We start from the raw sequence: 22,033 nt of genomic DNA on the forward strand, positions 1-22,033 counted from the left end.
TGATATCTGTTCGTCATTTTAGGCATAGCACCAGTTATCTACAATGTACAGGGGGGAAGGTTTTGAGCAATAAAAGAAACTCTCAAGTTTTGAAAAGGTTCCATTATTCTAATGACCAGGTTATTGATAGCCTTTTAACTGGAAGCAGATGTCAAGGCTTTTCGGTTATATGCTGCCATACAAGAAGAATCTTGTTCCGCTTTCGATTGCCATGGTATTGATCACGACAGCGGTAAGGCTGGTTATTCCAATTTTGATCGGTATATACACGCTGGATAGAGCAGTAAAAAACAAAGATGCCACCATGCTTTTCTGGCTCGTCGCGCTAATAGGAGGACTGTATACGGCTTCCTATGTCGCAAATATATTCAGGATACGCTGGATGAACCAATTGGGCCAAAATGTGATATATGATTTGCGAAAACACTTATTCACACATGTGCAAAATCTCTCCCATCGCTTTTTTGACCAGCGCTCAGCAGGGTCCATACTTGTGCGGATCATGAATGATATCAATTCCCTCCAGGAATTATTCACTAACGGTGTCATCAACTTACTGATGGACATCGTTCTGCTGATTGGTATTTTCTTTATTTTGTTCTCGTTAAGTCCTCAGCTTACACTGGCAATCATGATTATTTTACCGATCATGTTCTTGATTTCTACAAAGTTGAGAAAAAATATCAGACGTTCCTGGCAGGATGTCCGCATGAAACAATCGAAGTTAAACTCCCACTTGAATGAAAGTATCCAGGGGATCAGGGTTACACAATCTTTTACTCAGGAAAAGGAAAACATGGCGTTTTTTGACGGAGTCAATGATGAGACCTTCCAAAGCTGGAAATCTGCTTCACAGAAAAATGCGATGTTCCGTCCGATGGTGGAATTGACGAACGCGCTTGGAACAGCTGTCTTGATTTGGTATGGAGCGAGTTTAATCCAAGATGGAACAATCTCAATTGGTGTGTTCGTCTCATTTGCCTTTTATCTTGGTATGTTCTGGGAACCAATCTCAAGACTGGGCCAGGTATATAACCAGTTATTGATGGGAATGGCTTCATCGGAACGTATCTTTGAATTTCTTGATGAAAAGCCAATTGTTTCTGAGGCAAATCATCCGGTTGAACTTGAGGATATGCGAGGTGAAATTAAATTTGAAAAAGTGGTCTTTTCATACGATGACAAGCGAACAGCGCTTAAGGGGATCAGCCTCGAAATGAAGGCGGGACAGACGGTTGCCCTCGTTGGTCATACAGGGTCCGGGAAGACGACAATCGCAAATTTGATCAGCCGGTTCTATGATCCAACCTCGGGAAGGGTATTGGTTGACGATCATGACCTAAAAGAAGTCTCGATAGGCAGTCTAAGGAAGCATATCAGTATTGTTTTACAGGATACCTTTATTTTTTCTGGAACGATATACGATAACATTCTTTTTGGCAGGCCGGATGCAACAGAAGAAGAAGTAAGAGCTGCGGCTGAAGCGGTAGGGGCGTCAGAGTTCATCAAGAAATTGCCGAATGGATATAAAACAGAAGTGGAAGAGAGGGGAAATATCCTTTCAGTCGGTGAAAGACAACTGCTTTCCTTTGCAAGGGCATTGCTAGCCAATCCAAGGATCCTGATCATGGATGAAGCGACGGCAAGCATCGACACAGAAACTGAAGTGAAGATCCAAAAGGCATTGAAAACCCTGTTGAAAGGGAGAACGGCAATCATAATTGCTCACAGACTGTCGACAATCAGGGAAGCAGATAATATCTTCGTGCTAGAGAATGGGATGATCATCGAGCGAGGCAATCATGCTCAGCTCATGGAGCTCGAGGGAGAATATCATGATCTTGTCAAAGCGCAATTCAATATGCTAGATGCAGTGTAAATGTAGAAAGCCTTCTTTGTGAAGGCTTTTTTTTTGTGATTAAATTAGAAGCGATTCTAGGTCGTGATGAACAGCAAAGAGGACATATGGCCTAGATGTGACCAGTCCTTTTATTTCGGTCACAAGAAGAGTGATTATGTGCCAAAGAAGAGAGCGTTTATGATATTTCGCGGTTAGAAATAGAGTCAACATATAACTGAAAAAACTGTAGCGACCACTTGATCAAGCAATCTGTAACTTTTTAACAGAGTTACCGTCAAATTCATAAATAGAAGTGTTCAAGGGGGCTTTTCATTGTTAAAGAAGATGTTTTTAATGGGTCTTATGTTTATTTTCCTACTTGGCGGCTGCAGCGGCGGCATGTCACAGGAAGATAGTAAGATGAGTTCTGAAGGTGATATGAATTCTGCTTCTGACATGGAAAATGTGAGTGAGGATATTGGTTTTTCGGAAGATGAAAAACAAGTTGCTGATGCTGGAGAGAAATCGAAAGCAGAGGGTCAAGCCAGCCAAGAGATAGATGAATCAGCTGCTCAGCGGATGGTCATCTTTAATGCAGAAATGGATATCAGAGTGGATAACTTTGAAAAAGCGCGAAATGCTCTCGAACAGAAAGCAAAAGCGTACAATGGATATATTGTACAGTCCAATTCAAATCGATATGATGGCGAACAGCAAAGTGGCACGATGACGTTCAGGATTCCCCAGGAGCATTTTAATGCGTTCTTGAATGATGCTGAGGGTCTTTCAGTCCAAGTAAACAATCGCCACGTAAGCGGGCAGGACGTTACAGAGGAGTATGTTGACCTGGAATCACGGTTGAAATCAAAGAAGGCTGTTGAAGCAAGACTGCTCGATTTCATGAAGCAAGCGCAAAAAACTGAGGATCTATTAAAGATCTCATCCGACTTAGCGGATGTCCAAGAACAGATTGAACAAATAGCGGGCAGAAAGAAGTTCCTCGAAAACCAGACAGCACTTTCGACTGTAACCATCACCCTGCAAGAAAATGAAGTGCCAGTCCCTAAAATAGATAATGACAAACTGAACACCTGGCAGAAAATAAAAAAGCAGTTTGCTGATAATATTAACTTCTTGCTGGCAGCAGGTTCTGGAATCGTTGTATTCCTGATTGGAAACCTTCCAATCCTTTTAATAGTAGGAGGAATTATTGCTGTTATCATTTTCTATATTAGAAGGAAGGCAGGTACAAGACAAAATAGCAATATTGATTCAAATAGCTAACAAAAAAACCGTTGCGACAATCGCAACGGTTTTTGCTTATACTTCCATGATGATCGGCAGGATCATTGGACGGCGTTTTGTTTTTTCATAAAGGAAAGGTGCAAGAGTATCAGTGATTTCATTTTTAATTTCGGACCACTGAGTCGTTTTTCTTTCCATCACTTTATTCAAGTGCTTATTGATTAGGCTCTGCGCATCATTGATCAAGTCACCGGACTCTCTCATGTAGACAAATCCACGTGAGATCAGGTCTGGACCTGCTGCTATTTTGAACTCCTTCATATTGATGCTAACCACAACAACTACAAGGCCTTCCTCGGAAAGGATTCGGCGGTCGCGAAGAACGATGTTTCCGATATCGCCAACCCCGCTTCCATCAATGTAAACATTGCCGGAAGGAATCTTCCCAGCGACGCTAACTTCATTATCGCCAAGAGCAAGTACTTCACCGTTATCCATGATGAAGCAGTTCTCTTCAGGGACCCCACAATCAGTAGCAAGTTTCGAATGCATCTTCTGCATGCGGTATTCACCATGGATTGGCATGAAGTATTTTGGTTTGATCAGGCGAAGCATCAATTTCTGTTCTTCCTGACCACCATGACCTGAAGTATGGATGTCATTCAATGATCCGTGGATAACATCAGCCCCTGCGCGGGAAAGCATGTTGATGGTCCTGTTAACGCTGATGGTGTTACCCGGGATTGGTGAAGATGAGAATACAACAGTATCGCCAGGCTGAATTTGGATTTGGCGGTGAGTACCATTCGCAATCCTTGATAATGCAGCCATTGGCTCGCCCTGGCTTCCAGTACAAAGGATTGTAACCTGGTTAGCAGGGAGTCTGTTGATTTGCTGCGCTTCTATGAATGTATCTTTTGGCGCAGTGATATAGCCTAGTTCTTGTCCGATATTGATAGCTGATTCCATGCTTCTCCCGAATACTGCAACTTTTCTTCCGTTAGCAACTGCTGCTTCTACTACCTGCTGCAAGCGATGGATATTGGAAGCGAAAGTAGCGAAGATGATTCGCCCATCCACTTTTCGGAATATATCATGAATGCTTTCGCCAACACGGCGCTCAGACATCGTGAAATGAGGAACTTCGGCATTCGTGCTGTCCGATAGCAAGCAAAGGACACCTTCTTTGCCTATTTCAGCCATTTTGGTCAAATTGGCTGGCTCGCCTACTGGTGTAAAGTCGAACTTGAAATCGCCAGTATGGACGATTTGCCCAGGAGGCGTTTTCACTACGACACCATATGAATCAGGGATACTGTGTGTAGTCCTGAAGAAAGTGACTGATGTTTTACGGAACTTGATGATATCGTCTTCTTTAATTTCGATCAGTTTTGCTTTTCGCAAAAGTCCATGTTCTTCAAGCTTGTTTTTGATCAGGCCAAGTGCGAGTTTACCGCCATAAATAGGGACATTGATTTCACGCAGCAAATAAGGAATGCCGCCAATGTGGTCCTCATGTCCATGTGTAATGAAAAGGCCTTTGATTTTGTCTTCATTTTTTACCAAGTACGAATAGTCTGGGATAACATAATCGATGCCGAGCAATTCATCCTCTGGGAATTTAATGCCGGCATCGATCAAGATGATTTCATCCTGGAACTGCACCCCGTAGGTGTTCTTACCGATTTCGCCTAGTCCACCGAGCGCGAAAACGGCTGTTTGGTCATTTTTAACGAATTTCATAAATTATTCGATCTCCAATACTTCAAAGTCTTCTTTTTGCTTCTCATACTCAAAATAGTTACCCTCAACTGCCTCGACATATTCAATATTATATTGGCGGTCAGCTATTTTTGTCCGTACATCTCTCTCGGAGTCACCTTTTACATAAATAGTTTGCGTTTTCTCGCGAACTGGTACTTGCTTGTTTGATTCCTGGAAGTAAACTTTAAAAATCATTAAAAATCTCTCTCCTTAAATTAACATTTTCTATTTTATAGGCAATTTTCGATGAAACGTTTTGCAGGTTTATGCGATTCCCGGTCTGGAAAATTCAAAGGTAGACGAACTTTAATAAGTAGGTAAAGCATAATTCTGTCAAAATAATATTCGAAATAAGCCATATATAAAAATTAACAATGTTTCCATTGTTATTATCCATCCTGCCATGTTTTCCGCTATTAACCAATTTACAATAAGGAAGGAGCCCTTCGCAAGTTTGAAGGGCTCAAAAAGTTAAGCGATTGTTTTTTTTCGAAGCAAATCTTTCCACTGTTTTAAAAGCTTCTTTCTTAGCTTCTTTAACATAGTGGATCATCTCCTTAGTTCTTATTTTAAACTATCCTTGTCCAAAGTAAAGTAAACAAGGAAAAGTTTAGCAAAGATTATTTTTCAAATTCCTATCTTTTTGTTTATATTATATGATGAAATAGCAAAATTTTTCATGGTTATTGATGGAATGTCATAAATTGTCATTGTTTTGACACAGTTTTTGTTTTCTAATTTCTGTACACGCACCAGTGAATTTGATAGACTACCGTGATTACTACATATAAAAGAAAAGGTTGCTTTCTTTCTGTTTTTAACAAATATTATGAAAAGAGCCTTTGGGGAAAATAAGAAAATACTTTCAAGAAAAGCATCAAAGGAGAAGATCATGAGTAAAATTGTATTTTTTGATATTGATGGTACGTTGCTTGACCATGATAAAAACCTGCCAGCCTCTGCTAAAGAGGGAATTGAAACATTGAAGAGAAATGGGGTTTTCGTAGCCATTGCTACAGGACGAGCTCCATTCATGTTCGAAAGCCTTAGAAAAGAGCTGGAGATCGATTCATTTGTGAGTTTTAACGGACAATATGTTGTATTTGAAGGGGAGCCAATCTACCAAAATCCTTTGAACAGTAAAAAGATAGAAGAAATATATCAAGAAGCATCAGATAAGGGACATCCAGTCGTGTTTATGAACCATAGGACGATGAAATCCTCAGTGAAGCACCACAATTACATTGAAAGAAGCCTTGGAGGTCTGAAGTTCGCCCATCCAGAACATGATGACCAGTTTTATGTAGATCGAGACCTTTATCAAACACTTTTGTTCTGTGAAGAAGGACAAGAAGAGTATTACCGGGAGACCTATCCCGAATTCACATTTATCAGGTGGCATCCATTTTCAGTGGACATTCTCCCAGCAGGAGGATCTAAGGCGGAGGGGATAAAGAAGATGGTAGATCGATTAGGTTTTAAGCCGGAAGATGTGTACGCTTTTGGTGACGGACTCAACGATCTTGAAATGCTAAAGGCAGTCGGCACTGGAGTAGCCATGGGGAATGCCGTTCCAGAACTGAAGCAGCTGGCGAACAAAGTAACCCGAGATGTAGATGACGACGGTATCTGGCATGGGTTGAAAGAGCTGAAATTGATTTAGACCATTGCAATTCCAGATAAAACGAAACAGGTTTGATGTGATGTGCCTGATAATGTTCTGTAGTGATGGTTATTATGACAGGATGAATAGGAAAACCGAAAAAGCTGTCAAGAATAGGCAGGAATTAAGACTGCTTCAAGCCCATTAGGAGAAAAGCTGTCAAGAAACTACCGGAATTCAGACAGGCTTACAGAGTAAAACCGGAAACCTGTCACAAATGGACTACGAATAAGCCGAAAAACTAAGGCAGTTAAAACCACAAAAAAGCCGAATCACTCAGGATTCGGCTTTTATCTTTCAACTGGCTTTGCATCAGGAATGTCGGCATATGGGTCTTGTTTATTAATGTGGTCGTAAAACATAATGCCATTCAAATGATCGATTTCATGCTGGAATACAATCGCTGGCAAGCCTTTCAGTCGAAGCTTGACTTCGTTTCCTTCAAGGTCTACCCCTTTTATAGTTATTCTGGCATATCTCGGCACATAACCAGGGATCGACTCATCAACTGACAGGCAACCTTCACCAGCTGCAAGATAGGAACGTTCCACCGAATGGCTGATGATTTTTGGGTTGAAAAGGGCATGGCTTAATAAATTATCTTTTTCATCTGTTACATGAACAGCGATCATTCTTTTCGATACATTTATTTGTGGTGCGGCAAGACCGATTCCGGGACGAAGCCCATGTTTTTGTGCAACTTCAGGGTCCTGGCTGTTTTTAACATATTCAATCAGGCTTTCAAGCACTGCCTTATCTTCCTGTGAAGGAGGCATAGGAACCTCTTCCGCGACTTCTCGGAGCACGGGATGTCCATCACGGACGATATCATTCATCGTCAACATTAACTTCACCTCTGGTATGTAATAATGTTAAGTCTAACAAATGAACAGTAAAAAGTTAACTAGAAATATTAAAAGAGAGAGGGACTAGCCCTCCCTTTTTCCTAACTGCATTAGAAAGCATATAGCACTAAGAAGTGTTCATGTTCAGTGCAAGCCCCTGGCCAGTTTTCATCCCTGTAGTGTTACCTCGAATATCTTGCGAGAAGGGTAGCTTTGCGCAGCTGGAATCGTTTGTCTAGCTGCGGCTTCTAACTCCTCGAGACGCTTCGCTCCAACCATTGAAGTCAAAGATGTGTCGTTTTAGGCGGGCAACGCTTGTCGGGGCTGACCTAGGTGCTTGCACTCTTATTAAAACTTCCAGCAGGCGCAGCCAACAATGATCAGCAGGATGAACAACACGACAATCAAAGCGAATCCATTGCCATATCCTGCTCCTGCCACGGGATAACCACATCCATATCCGTAACCGTGCATTAGGAAACCTCCTCAATTGTATTTTTCGCCCGTATAAATCGGTCGATTGCTATAGCCTATGCACAAGAAAATATAAGGTATAGGCTTAAGCCCAGCGCATAAACACACTGAGGAGTGAATATATTTAGGTAAAGGACAAGCAGTTACCACTTCCAGGATGAACAATTATTCACGCAAAATTTCATATCTATTGTCAAATCACGTCGCAATCGCTATAGTAAAATTGGTATCAATGAGGAGGTTATTATTTTGTCCATAATCAAAAAAATAAGTTTAGCTATTATAATGATGGCTGGAGTTTTAAGTCTAGCTGGGTGTTTGGACAAGCAATCACCAGAGGAAAAAATGTTTGAAGCGCTTGAGAAGGTCGTTTCGATTGAAAAAGGGTTTGAGGATCAGCAGGATCCACTTGTAGAGTTGGAGAAGAAGGAAAAGGAAATTTACGAGCAAATCATTTCACTTGGTATGAAAGAATATGATCAAATTGTTAAGCTGGCAGACGAGGCATTGGCTATAGCTGACAAACGTGCAGAACATATTGATAAAGAAAAAGAAAGTATAGATGAATCGGAAAAAGAGTTTGGGAATGTTGACAAAATCATAGACGAAATAGATGACTCAAAACTAAAGAAACAGGCAACAGAACTGCAGTCGACTATGAAAGAAAGATATGAAATCCATGATAAGCTATATGAAAACTACAAACAAGGACTTCAATATGACAAAGAGCTTTATGAAATGCTTAAAGATAAAGAATTAAGCTTTGAGAAACTCGAAGAACAAATCAATAAAGTGAATGAAGTATATGAAATTGTCTTGAATGACAATAAAGAATTCAATGAAAAGACAGACCAGTATAATCAAGAAAAAATGGATTTTTACAAGAAAGCTGGAATAGAAGTTAGCACGGATAAGGAACAGGAATAAGTGAAATGTAAAGCCGCTTTTTATTAGCGGCTTTTTGTTTTGTACTTGAAAAGACAGATTAAGGATCTGGGGTAAGGGTCTTGTCTGCAATTGGGAAGTACAAGCTATTTGAACTCACACCACAGCACTAATACAGTTTGAATTAAAAGTAATTTATTATAGTACAGTAATTTATAAAAAGTAATACAGTTGCTTTTTTGAGATAATAACATACCGATAGTGAATAAAATTAAAAAAGATGAAACATAGTATTTGACGGACTTATTTTCGTGTTGTAAACTAAAAAACGAATGAGCGGATTGTATTAATCCATTTTTATTTTTCACTGATACAGCATTTTCGGCATAAGAATGGTGAAATAAAAGTTTTTTTATAGTAAATCTGTGGAAAACTAAAGAATGGTGTGTTCAATTGGTGTTCCAAGCAAAGTTTTTTTGAATAAACTTCTTGATTCATGATTGATCGGCCCTAAAAAACAATTCAGCTCTGACATGTATTTAGAAACCCGGGGAAGTTTATCCTGATATTGGGTAACCTATTTTTGTATATTCAATTAAAATTCATGAAGTATGAAAGGAAGAGGTGGCTCTGATGGCATCTAAAACAAAAAACAATACTGTTGATGCAATGAAGCAGCTCGAAAAGATCGAAAGCCAATTTGAGATGTTCCAGATTTTGAATGAAGAGGGCGAAGTCGTAAATGAATCGGCAATGCCTGAGCTTTCGGACGAGCAATTACAAGAATTAATGAAGCGTATGGTTTATACAAGGATTCTGGACCAGCGTTCAATTTCATTGAACCGCCAGGGACGCCTGGGATTCTATGCTCCTACAGCAGGACAGGAAGCTTCACAGCTTGCATCTCAATTTGCACTTGAGAAAGAAGACTTTATCCTTCCAGGATATCGCGATGTTCCCCAAATGATCTGGCATGGCCTTCCGCTTACACAAGCTTTCTTATTCTCACGCGGACACTTCAAGGGTAATCAAATACCTGAAGGTGTAAATGTCATTTCACCACAAATCATCATTGGTGCACAATACATCCAGGCAGCTGGTGTTGCCCTTGGAATGAAGAAGCGTGGAACAAAGGCAGTTGCCGTAACTTACACAGGTGATGGCGGTTCATCTCAAGGTGATTTCTACGAAGGTATCAACTTTGCGGGTGCTTACAAAGCTCCAGCAATCTTCTTCGTTCAAAACAACCGTTTCGCGATTTCTACTCCAGTTGAAAAGCAAACTGCTGCACAGACAATTGCTCAAAAAGCTGTTGCTGCTGGTATCCCTGGTATCCAGGTTGACGGAATGGACCCGCTTGCAGTTTACGCAGTTACTCTTGAAGCACGTAAGCGCGCAGTTAACGGCGAAGGCCCTACTTTGATCGAAACGATGACTTACCGTTACGGTCCGCATACAATGGCTGGTGATGATCCAACTCGTTACCGTACATCTGATCTGGACAATGAATGGGAAAAGAAAGATCCATTAGTACGTTTCCGTAAGTTCTTGGAAAAGAAAAACCTATGGACTGAAGATATGGAAAACGAAACAATCGAAAAAGCAAAAGAAGAAATCAAAAATGCTATTAAAGAAGCAGATGATACTCCTAAGCAAAAAGTAACTGACCTTATGGAAATCATGTATGAAGAAATGCCAGACTACTTAAAAGAACAGTATGAAATATATAAAGAGAAGGAGTCGAAGTAAGCCATGGCTCAAATGACAATGATTCAAGCAATTACAGACGCTCTTCGCGTAGAGATGAAGAACGATCCAAACGTACTTGTATTCGGGGAAGACGTAGGCGTTAACGGCGGTGTATTCCGTGCGACTGAAGGCCTTCAAAATGAATTTGGAGAAGACCGTGTATTTGATACACCTCTAGCAGAATCCGGAATTGGCGGATTGGCGATCGGTCTTGCGCTTCAAGGTTACCGTCCTGTTCCTGAAATCCAATTCTTCGGCTTTGTTTTCGAAGTTATGGATTCTATTGCAGGGCAAATGGCACGTATGCGTTACCGTTCAGGCGGCCGCTACAGCTCGCCAGTAACAATCCGTTCACCATTTGGCGGTGGCGTACATACTCCAGAGATGCACGCTGACAGCCTTGAAGGAATGGTTGCACAGCAGCCTGGCCTAAAAGTCGTTATCCCATCAACTCCATATGATGCAAAAGGATTGTTGATTTCATCTATCCGCGATAACGATCCAGTCATTTTCCTTGAGCACATGAAGCTTTATCGCTCTTTCCGTCAGGAAGTACCGGAAGAAGAATACACAATTCCACTAGGAAAAGCAGATGTTAAGCGTGAAGGAAAAGACCTTTCAATTATCACTTATGGTGCAATGGTTCACGAATCACTAAAGGCAGCTGAAGAGCTTGAAAAAGAAGGCTACTCTGTAGAAGTAATCGACTTAAGAACAGTAATGCCTTTCGATATTGAAACAATCATCGCTTCTGTTGAAAAAACCGGAAGAGCGATTGTCGTGCAGGAAGCACAAAAACAGGCTGGTATGGCTGGACAGATTGTTGCAGAAATCAATGATCGTGCAATCCTTAGCCTCGAGGCACCGGTATTGCGTGTAGCAGCTCCAGATACAGTTTTCGCATTCTCTCAAGCAGAATCTGTTTGGCTGCCTAACTACAAAGATGTAATTGCAACAGCTAAAAAAGTACTTACATTCTAATTAAACGCTGAAATTATAAAGGTTTGAAAAAACTTAGGAGGGTGAATTCCATTGGCATTCCAATTTAAGCTGCCAGACATCGGCGAAGGTATTCACGAAGGTGAAATCGTCAAATGGTTCGTAAAACCAGGCGATAAAGTTCAGGAAGACGATGTACTTTGCGAAGTACAGAATGACAAAGCAGTTGTAGAAATTCCTTCACCTGTCGCTGGTACAGTCGAAGAAGTTTTAGTTGAAGAAGGAACAGTAGCAACAGTAGGACAGGTTCTAGTGACGTTCGATGCTCCAGGCTACGAGCACCTTAAGTTTAAAGGCGAAGATGAAGATGCACCTGCTGAACAGCCAAAACAGGAAAAGACGGAAGCACAGGTTCAGTCTACAATGGAATCTGGTCAAAAAATTGAAAAAGAAGCAACAGAGGCTCCTGCTCCTGCAGGTCAAACTGGTGCTGGCGCAGCGGCTGCACCACAAGCAGAGGTTGACCCTAACCGACATGTTGTGGCAATGCCATCTGTCCGTAAATATGCACGTGAAAAAGGCGTTGATATCCGTCAGGTTGCTGGTTCAGGCAAGAATGGCCGCGTCCTGAAAGGTGATATCGATAGCTTCCTAAGCGGAGGCGCTCCTGCGACAGCTGCAACACAAGCAGATCAAGCACAGGCAGCACAAACTGAAGAGGCACCTAAAGCAGCAGCGGCTCAGGCAATTCCAGAAGGGCAATACCCTGAGACACGCGAAAAGATGAGCGGAATCAGAAAAGCGATCGCTAAAGCAATGGTTAACTCCAAGCATACTGCTCCACACGTAACATTAATGGATGAAGTGGACGTAACGAAGCTTGTCGCACATCGCAAGAAATTCAAAGAAGTTGCTGCAGAAAAAGGAATCAAGCTTACATTCCTTCCTTATGTGGTAAAAGCATTAACAAGTGCATTGCGTGAGTACCCTGCGTTGAACACATCTCTTGATGATGCAACTAGCGAAATCATTCACAAGCACTATTATAATATCGGTATTGCTGCAGACACAGATAAAGGCTTGCTTGTTCCAGTCGTGAAGGATGCTGACCGTAAATCTGTATTTTCTATCTCTAATGAGATCAATGAACTTGCAGGAAAAGCTCGTGACGGCAAACTTGCTCCAGATGAAATGAAAGGTGCTTCTTGCACAATCACAAACATCGGATCTGCTGGCGGACAATGGTTTACACCAGTTATCAACCATCCGGAAGTAGCAATCCTTGGAATCGGCCGAATTGCAGAAAAGCCAGTAGTCAAGGATGGAGAGATTGTGGCTGCTCCTGTACTAGCGCTTTCCCTAAGCTTCGATCACCGCATGATTGACGGCGCTACTGCACAGCATGCTTTGAATCACATTAAGCGCCTGTTGAACGATCCAGAACTATTGTTAATGGAGGGGTAATAAATGGTAGTAGGAGATTTTCCAATCGAAACTGATACTCTTGTCATTGGTGCCGGTCCTGGCGGATATGTGGCAGCGATTCGCGCTGCCCAGCTGGGCCAAAAAGTAACAATTGTAGAAAAAGCAACTCTTGGCGGAGTGTGCCTGAATGTAGGATGTATTCCTTCTAAAGCTTTGATCTCTGCAGGCCATAGATACGAAAACGCTTTGCATTCTGAAGACATGGGGATCAAAGCGGAAAACGTAACGCTTGATTTCTCTAAAGTTCAGGAGTTTAAGGCTGGAGTAGTGAAAAAACTAACTGGCGGAGTCGAAGGTCTTTTGAAAGGCAACAAAATCGATATCGTAAGTGGTGAAGCATATTTTGTAGATTCCAATACGATTCGTGTAATGGATGAGAATTCAGCGCAGACATATACTTTCAAAAATGCAATCATTGCAACGGGATCTCGTCCAATTGAAATTCCTGCTTTCAAATATACAAAGCGTGTGCTTGATTCAACTGGTGCACTTAATCTTCAGGAACTTCCGAAGAGCATTGTTGTCATTGGCGGCGGCTATATCGGAACTGAGCTTGGCGGAGCATACGCAAGCTTTGGCACTAAGGTGACAATTCTTGAAGGCGCAGATGAAATCCTTAATGGATTCGAAAAGCAAATGTCAGCTCTAGTAAAGCGCAACCTGAAAAAGAAGGGTGCAGAAATCATCACTAAGGCACTTGCAAAGGGTGTCGATGAGACTGAGTCTGGCGTAACAGTTGCGTATGAAGCAAACGGTGAAGAGAAGAAAATCGAAGCAGACTACGTTTTTGTCATGGTAGGAAGAAAGCCTAACACTGACGAACTAGGACTTGAGCAAGTTGGCATCGAGATGTCTGACCGTGGCGTTATCAAAATCGACAAACAGTGCCGCACAAGTGTAAGTAACATCTACGCAATTGGTGACATTGTCGAAGGACCGCCACTTGCACACAAAGCATCCTATGAAGGTAAAATTGCTGCTGAAGCAATCGCCGGACATCCTTCAGAAATCGACTACCTGGCAATTCCAGCAGTTGTATTCTCTGATCCAGAATTAGCATCAGTTGGCTACTCTGAAAAGGAAGCGAAAGATGCAGGCATCGATATTACAGCATCGAAATTCCCATTTGCTGCAAATGGCCGTGCGCTTTCACTTAATCAGACAGACGGCTTCCTGAAACTGATCACACGTAAAGAAGATGATATCGTAATCGGCGCGCAAATCGCTGGTCCGAACGCTTCTGATATGATTGCAGAGCTTGGTCTAGCAATTGAAGCAGGCATGACTGCTGAAGACCTGGCAATGACAATCCATGCCCACCCAACTCTCGGTGAGATTACCATGGAAGCTGCAGAAGTAGCACTTGGAAATCCGATTCATATCGTAAAATAATATGAAAAGCGCAAGCGCCTTGAACAGCCCCGAAAAGCGCTGGAGGGCCTGGCAGTGAAGTCGTTCTTTGACTTCATTGAAAGGACCGAAATCGAAAAGTATAGCCGACTGTCAAGAAACGCAGAAACTGGAGACTCCGACAAAGAAGCGCTTTTTGCTTCTGCGGGCGGAGTTGAAGTTTCGGAGTTTCTAGGAGGCGACACTAGACAAGCGTCTCGAGGGGCTAGGCGCAGGAGCTGGACAATTATCAAATTGAAAAGTTCTTTCAGATCTTGAATAAAAAAATCCTTTCCAGACTAGATGGAAAGGATTTTTTATTTTAGCTGGTATCGCATTAATTATAAGCAGCATTTTGAAGGACTTCAGAGGCTTTAATTCTATCTGCTCCCAAAAATAATGAGAATGAATAAAAACAAGAGCCTTATTCATTTTTCAGGACAGCTGATAGAGGTTCAATAATCTGATCCTTTGTTACATTGCCATACACATTGGCAAGTACTTGATCCTGATGGACAACCAGAATTGCTGGGAACTCTTTTACCTTAAAAAGGTCATAGTATCTATTCGCGTTTGCTGCGGAAATGACAACAATTTTATCAAATTCGGCAGGATACTCTTTCTTTAATTCAATAATAGCATCATAATAGGATGCTTCTTGTTTATAGTTCTCATCATCGGAAAAGAAAACGATTTGTTTTATATCTTTATTTAGCTCCAATTGCTCTGAATCATTGACTGGGTTGCATGAAGCCGTAAGAAATAGGAATGTAGCGACAAAAACAAAAGACAAACTTTTCATTTATCTTTGCCTCACTTTTTTTCGGATTGTTGTTTCACACGAGTAACTGGTTGTCCATATTCTATCACAGCAATTTCCAAAAGAATGGAATGTTATTGAATTGTTACATAAATGAAAAATATCCAGATCAACCGGACATATACTAGTAAAAAGATTTGAATGTTTATCTTACAGTGACTTGGGAAAAAGATAATTTAGACATGGTGGTGGAGGGTTTGAAGGTGTATACAGTATTGCTGCTTCAATTAATAATCTGGAGTGGATATACCTTAATAGAATGGCTATCCAAACACGATCATCCGATTTATAATGGTATTATGTTCTTGGTGTTTTTCTATTTAGCAATAATAATAGGCAATAATATTGTGAAATCGGCGAGAAAAACCTTTTTTATAACGGTCTTGAGCCTTGCCATTTATGTATCACTTCATGTGACAATGTCTTTTATTTCTTCTTTATGGATTTCCTGAAATACAGAGCATAAAAAATAAGCCATCAGCCTTGTCAGCAAAGAAATACCAGCAGGAGGGGAAAATCTTGAAAAGAACGTTATTATTTGCGGTTTCAGCATCAATTATTTTAGCTGGATGTGGAGCCGCAGAAGAAGCACAGAAACCAACTGGTACAAATGAAGCAGCTAAAGAGCAGGTCCAGGAAGAGGAGAAAGCCGCAGAGGAAAAGCCGAACACAGAAGGTACAGTAGCGGTTGAGGATTCTTCTGAAGATGTTGAAGAGAGTGAAGAAGTAGTACAAGCAGCACCTCAGTACGAAATGAAGAGTGATTTTTCTATTCAAAATATCGAAAACCCTGATGAAAAAATAGTTTTGTTGACTATTGATGATGCACCAGACAAAAATGCTCTCGAGATGGCCAAAACATTAAAAGATTTGAATGTAAAAGCCATCTTTTTTGTAAATGGCCATTTCCTTGACACTCCTGAAGAAGGGGAAGTCCTGAAACAGATTCATCAAATGGGCTTTCCAATTGGAAACCATACATATAACCATAAGTCTTTGAGAGAATTATCTGAGGAACAACAAAGGAATGAGATCGTAGACCTTAATGACAGGATTGAGGAACTTATTGGCGAAAGACCACAATTTTTCAGGGCTCCGTTCGGAATGAATACTGACTATAGCAAGCAGCTGGCCGCTGATGAAAAAATGCTGCTTATGAATTGGACCTACGGATATGACTGGGAAAAGGATTATCAATCAAAGGAAGCTCTTGCGGATATTATGGTTAATACACCATTGCTCCGGAATGGGGCGAATTTGCTGATGCATGACCGTCAGTGGACAAGCGAGGCCCTTGGTGATATTGTAAAAGGCCTGCAAAATAAAGGGTATAAAATCGTTGATCCCACTCAAATCGAAACTCCAGCAAATAAAGAAACGGCTGCTCAATAGCAGCCGTTTTTGATGTTTTTACCAGTTACTTGGTGCGAACTATTTTAGTTCCATTTATTCTGAAATCAGGAAAGTATTTTTCAAAAAAAAATGTCTCTATTTGCGAGGATAGAAGTACATAACTCTTCCGTTGAATAAATGGAGCTCTCCCTGTAATTTTTTACTGATAAATTTACTGAATTCATTTGCTTTTCCCTTATCACCAGCAGTTGCTGTCGGCGGCAAGGTAATTTGTATGTATGACTGCTCGCGTTCTGTCCCGTCTTCGTCGACAACTTTTTCTTTATCAACGCCGATCAAAATTGCATTATAGCGGTCCTGGGATGATTGCAGATAGAACCATGTGTCTTTCCCATCCTCTTTTTCCTTCAAATCATAAGGAAATGCGGAATTTTCATAATTCCAATCAACCTGGTCGCCTGTTTTAGCGGTTATTTCCTTATAGTAATTAAATAACTCCTTCAGTTCTTCGGTGGAAATGGCTTGCTGAGATGATGATGGAACAAGTTTTATATAAGCATTACTAGACATCGTCCAATCCCCTTTTCCTATCTATTCTCCATCATTTTATCACTCCTGAAAAAGCATTGACAATAGAATAACAGCTTTTTAGCTTCCTTGGCACTTGCCTTTTTGTCAAAAATAAATTATAATAATATTCTAAATATTTAATTAAAAAGGAGGAGGCATATGGAACTATTCGATAAGCTTTATGATGAGCACGAAAAGGTTCACGTCAGGTTTGTGGGGTTCACTACTTATGATACTCGTTATGACTTTGGGATCGTATATACCAATATGTTTTTCGGGAAACCTCTTGTAGTTTGCATGCAGACGGGGCGTTCAGCACTCCTCGACCCTAAGGACATTGAAGACGTAGAATATTTACAGAAAGCATTCCATATTACAGAAGTCCGGCAGGCTGAGGACCTTGCATTATTTTTCAATGAAGAACTGCCGACAGCCCCGTTCCAGACTCAATATGAATAAGCTGGAGAGAAGAGCAGGCCAAGTAGGCCTGTTTTTAGTTTGCTGTTTTTAATTGAAGAAAGTGCAATCAATGATTTCACTTTTTTTAAAAAGTGTCATACTAATTGTTAGTACTACATATATTGTGGGTACATATAACAATAAATACCTAATAAAAAAATAAAAGTGTTATACAGTTTAGGCTTGAAATCTTAATAGTGTTATATTATTATATAATTAGAAATTGATAAAGCGCTTTCAAAATTCAAAACGAAAAGGAGTTTGAAAATATGGGCACAATCGTTTGTCAAACTTGCAATGCAACTATTGACCATTTCGAGGATGAGAAAGTAACGGTATTATATTCAAAAAAATGCAACTGCTGCGACCATGAAGGTGCAGAGGAAAGATAAGAATAGATAAAGGGCATGCATGCTGCATGCCCTTCTTTTTTGGTTATAGCAGAATTACCGTATGGCTTTGTGTTCTTTAATCACCCTGAATGATTTAAGTTCATCATCTTCTGGGCCTTGTACTGGAAGTCCGGCTTCCATATTGGTCTTGATATATATAAGGTTTTCTTCGGTGATGATTTCTCCTGGAATGAAAATTGGAATCCCAGGTGGGTACACCATAACGAATTCTGCAATGATCCGTCCTTCGGATTCCTCAACAGGAACTACTTCGGTATCTGCGTAGAACGCATCCCGGGGTGTCAGCGCCAATAAAGGAATGTCAGGAAGCATAACTTCTGCATGCACTTTTTCAGCAAGATGGTGGAATTCTTTTGAAAGTTCACGTAATGCCTGAACTAGAATCTCAGCTTCTTTTTGAGTGTCACCAGGGGTGATGATGCAAAGGATATTGTACAAATCTGAAAGCTCAACTTCAATATTGTATTCTTCCCGAAGCCATTTTTCGACCTCATATCCTGTAATATTCAGATCCTTAATGCTAATCAGGACTTTTGTTGGATCAAAGTCGTAAGTAGCGTTTGTACCAAGTAAGTCTTCTCCCGGGCAGTAAAGATGCTCGATGTCATTAACCTGTCCACGGATCCACTCGGCTAATTTAATCGTGCGGTCAATGATTTCTCTTCCTTCAATAGAAAGCCTTCTTCTAGCTGTATCCAGTGATGCGAGCAAGAGGTAAGAAGTAGAGGTAGTCGTCAGCATGCTGATGATTGATTGAACGCGCTTTGACGATACTAAACCTTCTTTTACATTCAGGATCGAGCTTTGTGTCATCGATCCCCCCAGCTTATGGACGCTCGTTGCTGCCATGTCCGCGCCTGCTTGCATAGCTGAAAGCGGCAAGTCCTCGTGGAAATGAATATGGACGCCGTGGGCTTCATCCACAAGAACTGGTACATCGTAAGAATGGGCAATCTCAACAATTTTCTTCAGGTCAGCTGCAAAGCCGAAATAAGTTGGGTTGATTACGAGCAGACCTTTTGCATCTGGATGTTGTTCAAGTGCCTTTTCGACTGAATCAGTTGAGATCCCGTGTGAAATTCCGAGCTTCCTGTCTATCTCAGGGTGGATGAAGATTGGAATGGCACCGGAAAAGACGATAGCTGACATAATCGATTTATGCACGTTTCTAGGTACGATGATCTTATCTCCAGGTCCACAGACTGTCATGATCATAGTCATGATTGCGCCGCTTGTTCCCTGTACGGAAAAGAAAGTATGATCAGCACCAAATGCTTCAGCGGCCAGCTCCTGAGCCTGTTTAATGATGCCTTTAGGAGAATGTAGGTCATCAAGGGGCCCGATATTGATCAAATCGATAGAAAGTGCGTTATCACCAATGAATTCCCTGAACTCGGGATCAATCCCGCTTCCTTTTTTATGACCGGGAATATGGAACTGAATCGGATTCTTTTCTGCGTGGTTTAATAGGCTTGTAAACAATGGTGTCTCTTTTTGTGACAATTGATGATCACACCTCTTTATTGTATTAGATTTCCTTATTTATAGGTTATGATTAGGTTTTGCTTTTAAAAAAATAAAACACATGCATTATAGCACTAATCATGGTATTTGCAAAGAATTTCAGAATATCGAGAAAGGCCTTAATCAAAAAAAATAAGAAACAGGAAAAACAGCTGTAAAAATAGAAGTTATAATGAAACAAGCATGAGAGGGAGAGAGAGTATGAACTGGAATACCGATGTAACGAACCTTTTGGATATACAATACCCAATTGTCCAGGGAGGTCTTGCTTATCTGGCTTATTCAGATTTAGCTGCAGCTGTATCGAATGCAGGGGGATTAGGTCAGATAACGGCAATGTCCCTTCCCGATCCTGAGGCGTTAAGAAAAGAAATACATAAAGTGAGGATGCTGACTGATAAGCCGTTCGGAGTCAATTTTGCGATCGGACAGCATGGAAGGCCGTTTTCGCATTATCTGGATGTAGCTATTGAAGAAGATGTTCCTGTTATATCGATGACAGGGGGAAACCCGGCACCAATCTTTGAACAGTTGAAAGGAACAAATATTAAAAAGCTTGTTCTTGTCGCTGCGAAAAGGCAGGCGCAAAAAGCAGAGGAGCTGGGAGCGGACGCAGTCATGGTTGTCGGACAGGAAGGTGGCGGACATCTAGGAAAAAGCGATACCGGAACGATGGTGCTCATTCCAACCGTTGTTGATGCAGTAAACATTCCTGTAATCGCTTCGGGAGGAATTGGAGATGGTCGAGGACTGATGGCGGCATTGAGTCTTGGGGCTCAGGGCATTGAAATGGGAACCCGCTTCATTGCTACTCAAGAATGTGTCCATGCGAACGAGCTGTACAAGCAAAAGCTTGTTGAAGGTTCGGAAAATGATACTACTGTAATAAAAAGAACTCTTGGGATGCCAGCAAGGGCGATTGCCAATCCATTGACGCAAAAAATTCTCGAAGTTGAGAAAAAAGGCGGGGGCTATGAAGAATTAAAAGAGCTGATCAGCGGAACAGCAAACCGCAAGTATATATATGAAGGTGATGATGAAAACGGGTTCGGCTGGGCAGGCCAGGTGATGGGTTTAATCAAGGATTCTCCTACAGTAGCTGAGCTATTTGGCAGGATTATCAACGAAGCTGAAGAAATTAGAACGAAATGGGGAAGATGAACCTGCGATTTCCTTGCGCTCAAAAATAAATAACGGTAAAATCGATTAACAAACAAGGAATGCTCAGGAACAGAAGGTGACTGGCATTGCACAAAAAGCAGGTGAAATAATGGAATACCAATATCCAATAGACTACACATGGGCCACGGATGAAATTGTTGATGTCATCCACTTTTATGAATGTATTGAAAAAGCATATGAAAAAGGAATCGACCGGGATGCATTGCTTAACGCTTACAGGCGTTTTAAAGAAATAGTCCCAGGAAAAGCCCAGGAAAAAACACTTTTCAATGAATTTGAAGAAGTAAGCGGCTACGTACCATACCAGGCAGTAAAAGCAATTAAAGAAACCGGTTCAGGTGAAAAGATAAAAGTAGTTCAGAAAAGATAAAAATAGAATCAGTTTAAATATGAGGAAAGAGCCCAAGTAAAATGGGCTCTTTCTTTGGTTTATGCCAATTTATATAGGGGTAATATTTCTTTAAATACAAACTCAATTTTAGATAGCGTTTCATCGCCGCTTAGTTTGACGGCTTCTTCACGAGGAATGTTCAGACCGCATAGGATTTCAGCCTTTTTAACGGTTTGAAGACGCTTGAACATTGAAAGAAGGTCTTCCTTTGAAAGCTCGCCGTGAATCGTGGCTTCTGGCTTCATATGGTCGATTGACCAATAGAAATCCTTAGGAGTGCGAGAGTAGATGGAATCAATGTTCTCTTCAAGCTTTTTACCGATTGCTTCCTTCTCAGGTGCTTCATAAATGACAGCAAACCAGATAAAGACATGGCTCTCCCACAATCCAATCTGGAAATGAGGCAGCATCTTATAGCCTCTCGGATTGCTTGCGAAAGCTACCCACGTATCTTTAGGCGGATTCTTCGTTCTCCGGGCATGTTTTGCAACATGGTAATGCATCTCATCACCGGCAATGCTTGAAAGCGTGGGAGCGAAGTGTTGGCCGAGGTCTTCCAGCTTAGGGCGAATCTGGGATTTTAAGGCATCCATTCTTTCGTCGAGACCGTCTATAGTAAAAACATCGAAATCTGCTTGTTCAAATCCTGAAAATGACAATATAAAAACCTCCTAGTACTTTGTCAAATATTGTAGCAAAATCTTTATAAAAAAAGAAGCGACAGGCATTTTTTCGAGTCCTAGGTATACGCACAAATTTGTACCACAGCCATATGGAAATTCATACAATAATAAAAAACAGAAAATAATAGAGGAGTGTAAATTAATGAAACAACTTATAAATTCAACAAGGAAGAAAAATGGTGAGCTCCAGAGAACAGCTGTACTACGTTTGGAAATGGATTATGAATTAGCCACACTTTTTGATGCAATGACTGATTCTGATAAATCGAAAATGAAAGAATGCAAGCAAAAACTTGAACGAATTCGACAAGAATTACTACGTTTAAAAGCTCTATAATAGCTATAAAGTTTTACGGAAGA

General features: G+C 41.0%; 22 protein-coding genes and 1 pseudogene. 15 read left to right on the forward strand and 8 right to left on the reverse strand.

The window, feature by feature from the left end; genetic code table 11:
• Positions 1-62 precede the first annotated feature (62 nt).
• Both CD004_RS06635 and CD004_RS06640 read left to right on the forward strand, forming a co-directional pair.
• A pseudogene (locus CD004_RS06635) lies at positions 63-1,879 on the forward strand (ABC transporter ATP-binding protein).
• Between the two features lie 294 nt (positions 1,880-2,173).
• Positions 2,174-3,124 carry a DUF4349 domain-containing protein gene (locus CD004_RS06640; protein WP_226675573.1) on the forward strand — a complete coding sequence of 317 codons (951 nt, stop codon included), beginning with the start codon at positions 2,174-2,176 and terminating at the stop codon, positions 3,122-3,124.
• A 36-nt stretch (positions 3,125-3,160) separates the two neighbouring features.
• Here CD004_RS06640 and rnjA read toward each other — a convergent pair whose 3' ends face one another.
• Together rnjA and CD004_RS06650 are read right to left on the reverse strand one after the other, a co-directional pair.
• On the reverse strand, positions 3,161-4,828 hold the full coding sequence (gene rnjA / locus CD004_RS06645) for a ribonuclease J1 (RefSeq protein WP_102262040.1): 1,668 nt from the start codon (positions 4,826-4,828) through the stop codon (positions 3,161-3,163).
• A gap of 3 nt (positions 4,829-4,831) precedes the next feature.
• Positions 4,832-5,044 (reverse strand): DNA-dependent RNA polymerase subunit epsilon, encoded by a 213-nt coding sequence (locus CD004_RS06650; protein ID WP_102262041.1) that lies wholly within the window; start codon positions 5,042-5,044, stop codon positions 4,832-4,834.
• Positions 5,045-5,741: 697 nt separating this feature from the next.
• On the opposite strand from CD004_RS06650, the gene CD004_RS06655 reads away from it, so the two are divergent.
• Positions 5,742-6,512 carry a Cof-type HAD-IIB family hydrolase gene (locus tag CD004_RS06655; protein WP_102262042.1) on the forward strand — a complete coding sequence of 257 codons (771 nt, stop codon included), beginning with the start codon at positions 5,742-5,744 and terminating at the stop codon, positions 6,510-6,512.
• A 290-nt stretch (positions 6,513-6,802) separates the two neighbouring features.
• On the opposite strand, the gene def is transcribed toward CD004_RS06655, so the two are convergent.
• The gene (gene def / locus CD004_RS06660) at positions 6,803-7,357 is read right to left on the reverse strand and encodes a peptide deformylase (protein WP_102262043.1); all 555 of its coding nucleotides are present in this window, start codon (positions 7,355-7,357) and stop codon (positions 6,803-6,805) included.
• A gap of 348 nt (positions 7,358-7,705) precedes the next feature.
• Positions 7,706-7,831 carry a YjcZ family sporulation protein gene (locus CD004_RS06665; protein WP_084135439.1) on the reverse strand — a complete coding sequence of 42 codons (126 nt, stop codon included), beginning with the start codon at positions 7,829-7,831 and terminating at the stop codon, positions 7,706-7,708.
• 249 nt (positions 7,832-8,080) lie between these two features.
• Here CD004_RS06665 and CD004_RS06670 point away from each other — a divergent pair, with 249 nt between their 5' ends.
• The 6 genes from CD004_RS06670 to CD004_RS06695 all read left to right on the forward strand — a co-directional run bounded on the left by CD004_RS06670 (position 8,081) and on the right by CD004_RS06695 (position 14,557).
• On the forward strand, positions 8,081-8,758 hold the full coding sequence (locus CD004_RS06670; protein ID WP_226675567.1) for a YkyA family protein: 678 nt from the start codon (positions 8,081-8,083) through the stop codon (positions 8,756-8,758).
• A 591-nt stretch (positions 8,759-9,349) separates the two neighbouring features.
• A complete protein-coding gene (gene pdhA / locus CD004_RS06675) occupies positions 9,350-10,465 on the forward strand; it encodes a pyruvate dehydrogenase (acetyl-transferring) E1 component subunit alpha (protein ID WP_102262044.1) in 1,116 nt (371 codons plus the stop codon).
• Between the two features lie 3 nt (positions 10,466-10,468).
• On the forward strand, positions 10,469-11,446 hold the full coding sequence (locus tag CD004_RS06680) for an alpha-ketoacid dehydrogenase subunit beta (protein WP_102262045.1): 978 nt from the start codon (positions 10,469-10,471) through the stop codon (positions 11,444-11,446).
• Between the two features lie 51 nt (positions 11,447-11,497).
• A complete protein-coding gene (locus CD004_RS06685; RefSeq protein ID WP_102262046.1) occupies positions 11,498-12,868 on the forward strand; it encodes a dihydrolipoamide acetyltransferase family protein in 1,371 nt (456 codons plus the stop codon).
• A gap of 3 nt (positions 12,869-12,871) precedes the next feature.
• Positions 12,872-14,281 carry a dihydrolipoyl dehydrogenase gene (gene lpdA / locus CD004_RS06690; protein WP_102262047.1) on the forward strand — a complete coding sequence of 470 codons (1,410 nt, stop codon included), beginning with the start codon at positions 12,872-12,874 and terminating at the stop codon, positions 14,279-14,281.
• Positions 14,282-14,335: 54 nt separating this feature from the next.
• Positions 14,336-14,557: a hypothetical protein gene (locus tag CD004_RS06695; RefSeq protein WP_102262048.1), complete on the forward strand. Its 222-nt coding sequence runs from the start codon at positions 14,336-14,338 to the stop codon at positions 14,555-14,557.
• A gap of 145 nt (positions 14,558-14,702) precedes the next feature.
• On the opposite strand, the gene CD004_RS06700 is transcribed toward CD004_RS06695, so the two are convergent.
• The gene (locus CD004_RS06700) at positions 14,703-15,080 is read right to left on the reverse strand and encodes a small peptidoglycan-associated lipoprotein (protein WP_102262049.1); all 378 of its coding nucleotides are present in this window, start codon (positions 15,078-15,080) and stop codon (positions 14,703-14,705) included.
• 537 nt (positions 15,081-15,617) lie between these two features.
• Here CD004_RS06700 and CD004_RS06710 point away from each other — a divergent pair.
• The gene (locus tag CD004_RS06710; RefSeq protein WP_170029953.1) at positions 15,618-16,490 is read left to right on the forward strand and encodes a polysaccharide deacetylase family protein; all 873 of its coding nucleotides are present in this window, start codon (positions 15,618-15,620) and stop codon (positions 16,488-16,490) included.
• Between the two features lie 96 nt (positions 16,491-16,586).
• On the opposite strand, the gene CD004_RS06715 is transcribed toward CD004_RS06710, so the two are convergent.
• A complete protein-coding gene (locus tag CD004_RS06715; RefSeq protein ID WP_102262051.1) occupies positions 16,587-17,021 on the reverse strand; it encodes a DUF1885 family protein in 435 nt (144 codons plus the stop codon).
• Positions 17,022-17,180: 159 nt separating this feature from the next.
• Between CD004_RS06715 and CD004_RS06720 the strand changes: the two genes are divergently transcribed.
• Entirely contained in the window at positions 17,181-17,480 is a 300-nt protein-coding gene (locus tag CD004_RS06720) for a DUF3055 domain-containing protein (RefSeq protein ID WP_041966361.1), read from the forward strand.
• A gap of 269 nt (positions 17,481-17,749) precedes the next feature.
• Positions 17,750-17,872 (forward strand): GapA-binding peptide SR1P, encoded by a 123-nt coding sequence (locus tag CD004_RS06725; protein WP_023615067.1) that lies wholly within the window; start codon positions 17,750-17,752, stop codon positions 17,870-17,872.
• 54 nt (positions 17,873-17,926) lie between these two features.
• On the opposite strand, the gene CD004_RS06730 is transcribed toward CD004_RS06725, so the two are convergent.
• On the reverse strand, positions 17,927-19,396 hold the full coding sequence (locus CD004_RS06730) for an aminotransferase class I/II-fold pyridoxal phosphate-dependent enzyme (protein ID WP_102262052.1): 1,470 nt from the start codon (positions 19,394-19,396) through the stop codon (positions 17,927-17,929).
• A 222-nt stretch (positions 19,397-19,618) separates the two neighbouring features.
• Between CD004_RS06730 and CD004_RS06735 the strand changes: the two genes are divergently transcribed.
• Together CD004_RS06735 and CD004_RS06740 are read left to right on the forward strand one after the other, a co-directional pair.
• Positions 19,619-20,578 (forward strand): NAD(P)H-dependent flavin oxidoreductase, encoded by a 960-nt coding sequence (locus CD004_RS06735; RefSeq protein WP_102262053.1) that lies wholly within the window; start codon positions 19,619-19,621, stop codon positions 20,576-20,578.
• 109 nt (positions 20,579-20,687) lie between these two features.
• Positions 20,688-20,969, forward strand: a complete 282-nt coding sequence (locus tag CD004_RS06740) for a UPF0223 family protein (protein WP_102265022.1) — start codon at positions 20,688-20,690, stop codon at positions 20,967-20,969.
• Positions 20,970-21,028: 59 nt separating this feature from the next.
• Here the strand turns inward: CD004_RS06740 and CD004_RS06745 are convergent, their stop codons facing one another.
• Complete coding sequence (locus tag CD004_RS06745) at positions 21,029-21,649, reverse strand: YktB family protein (RefSeq protein WP_102262054.1); 621 nt, start codon at positions 21,647-21,649, stop codon at positions 21,029-21,031.
• A gap of 166 nt (positions 21,650-21,815) precedes the next feature.
• Between CD004_RS06745 and CD004_RS06750 the strand changes: the two genes are divergently transcribed.
• Positions 21,816-22,010 (forward strand): hypothetical protein, encoded by a 195-nt coding sequence (locus CD004_RS06750; RefSeq protein WP_102262055.1) that lies wholly within the window; start codon positions 21,816-21,818, stop codon positions 22,008-22,010.
• The last annotated feature ends 23 nt before the right edge of the window (positions 22,011-22,033 follow it).

The sequence above is a fragment of the Mesobacillus jeotgali genome (assembly GCF_002874535.1).
GTDB lineage: Bacteria > Bacillota > Bacilli > Bacillales > Cytobacillaceae > Mesobacillus > Mesobacillus jeotgali.

Coding starts and splice junctions, on each gene's coding strand:
- rnjA (WP_102262040.1), bottom strand. CDS start 4,828: ATGAAATTCGTTAAAAATGACCAAACAGCCGTTTTCGCGCTCGGTGGA.
- CD004_RS06650 (WP_102262041.1), bottom strand. CDS start 5,044: ATGATTTTTAAAGTTTACTTCCAGGAATCAAACAAGCAAGTACCAGTT.
- CD004_RS06655 (WP_102262042.1), top strand. CDS start 5,742: ATGAGTAAAATTGTATTTTTTGATATTGATGGTACGTTGCTTGACCAT.
- def (WP_102262043.1), bottom strand. CDS start 7,357: ATGTTGACGATGAATGATATCGTCCGTGATGGACATCCCGTGCTCCGA.
- CD004_RS06665 (WP_084135439.1), bottom strand. CDS start 7,831: ATGCACGGTTACGGATATGGATGTGGTTATCCCGTGGCAGGAGCAGGA.
- pdhA (WP_102262044.1), top strand. CDS start 9,350: ATGGCATCTAAAACAAAAAACAATACTGTTGATGCAATGAAGCAGCTC.
- CD004_RS06680 (WP_102262045.1), top strand. CDS start 10,469: ATGGCTCAAATGACAATGATTCAAGCAATTACAGACGCTCTTCGCGTA.
- lpdA (WP_102262047.1), top strand. CDS start 12,872: ATGGTAGTAGGAGATTTTCCAATCGAAACTGATACTCTTGTCATTGGT.
- CD004_RS06700 (WP_102262049.1), bottom strand. CDS start 15,080: ATGAAAAGTTTGTCTTTTGTTTTTGTCGCTACATTCCTATTTCTTACG.
- CD004_RS06715 (WP_102262051.1), bottom strand. CDS start 17,021: ATGTCTAGTAATGCTTATATAAAACTTGTTCCATCATCATCTCAGCAA.
- CD004_RS06720 (WP_041966361.1), top strand. CDS start 17,181: ATGGAACTATTCGATAAGCTTTATGATGAGCACGAAAAGGTTCACGTC.
- CD004_RS06725 (WP_023615067.1), top strand. CDS start 17,750: ATGGGCACAATCGTTTGTCAAACTTGCAATGCAACTATTGACCATTTC.
- CD004_RS06735 (WP_102262053.1), top strand. CDS start 19,619: ATGAACTGGAATACCGATGTAACGAACCTTTTGGATATACAATACCCA.
- CD004_RS06740 (WP_102265022.1), top strand. CDS start 20,688: ATGGAATACCAATATCCAATAGACTACACATGGGCCACGGATGAAATT.
- CD004_RS06750 (WP_102262055.1), top strand. CDS start 21,816: ATGAAACAACTTATAAATTCAACAAGGAAGAAAAATGGTGAGCTCCAG.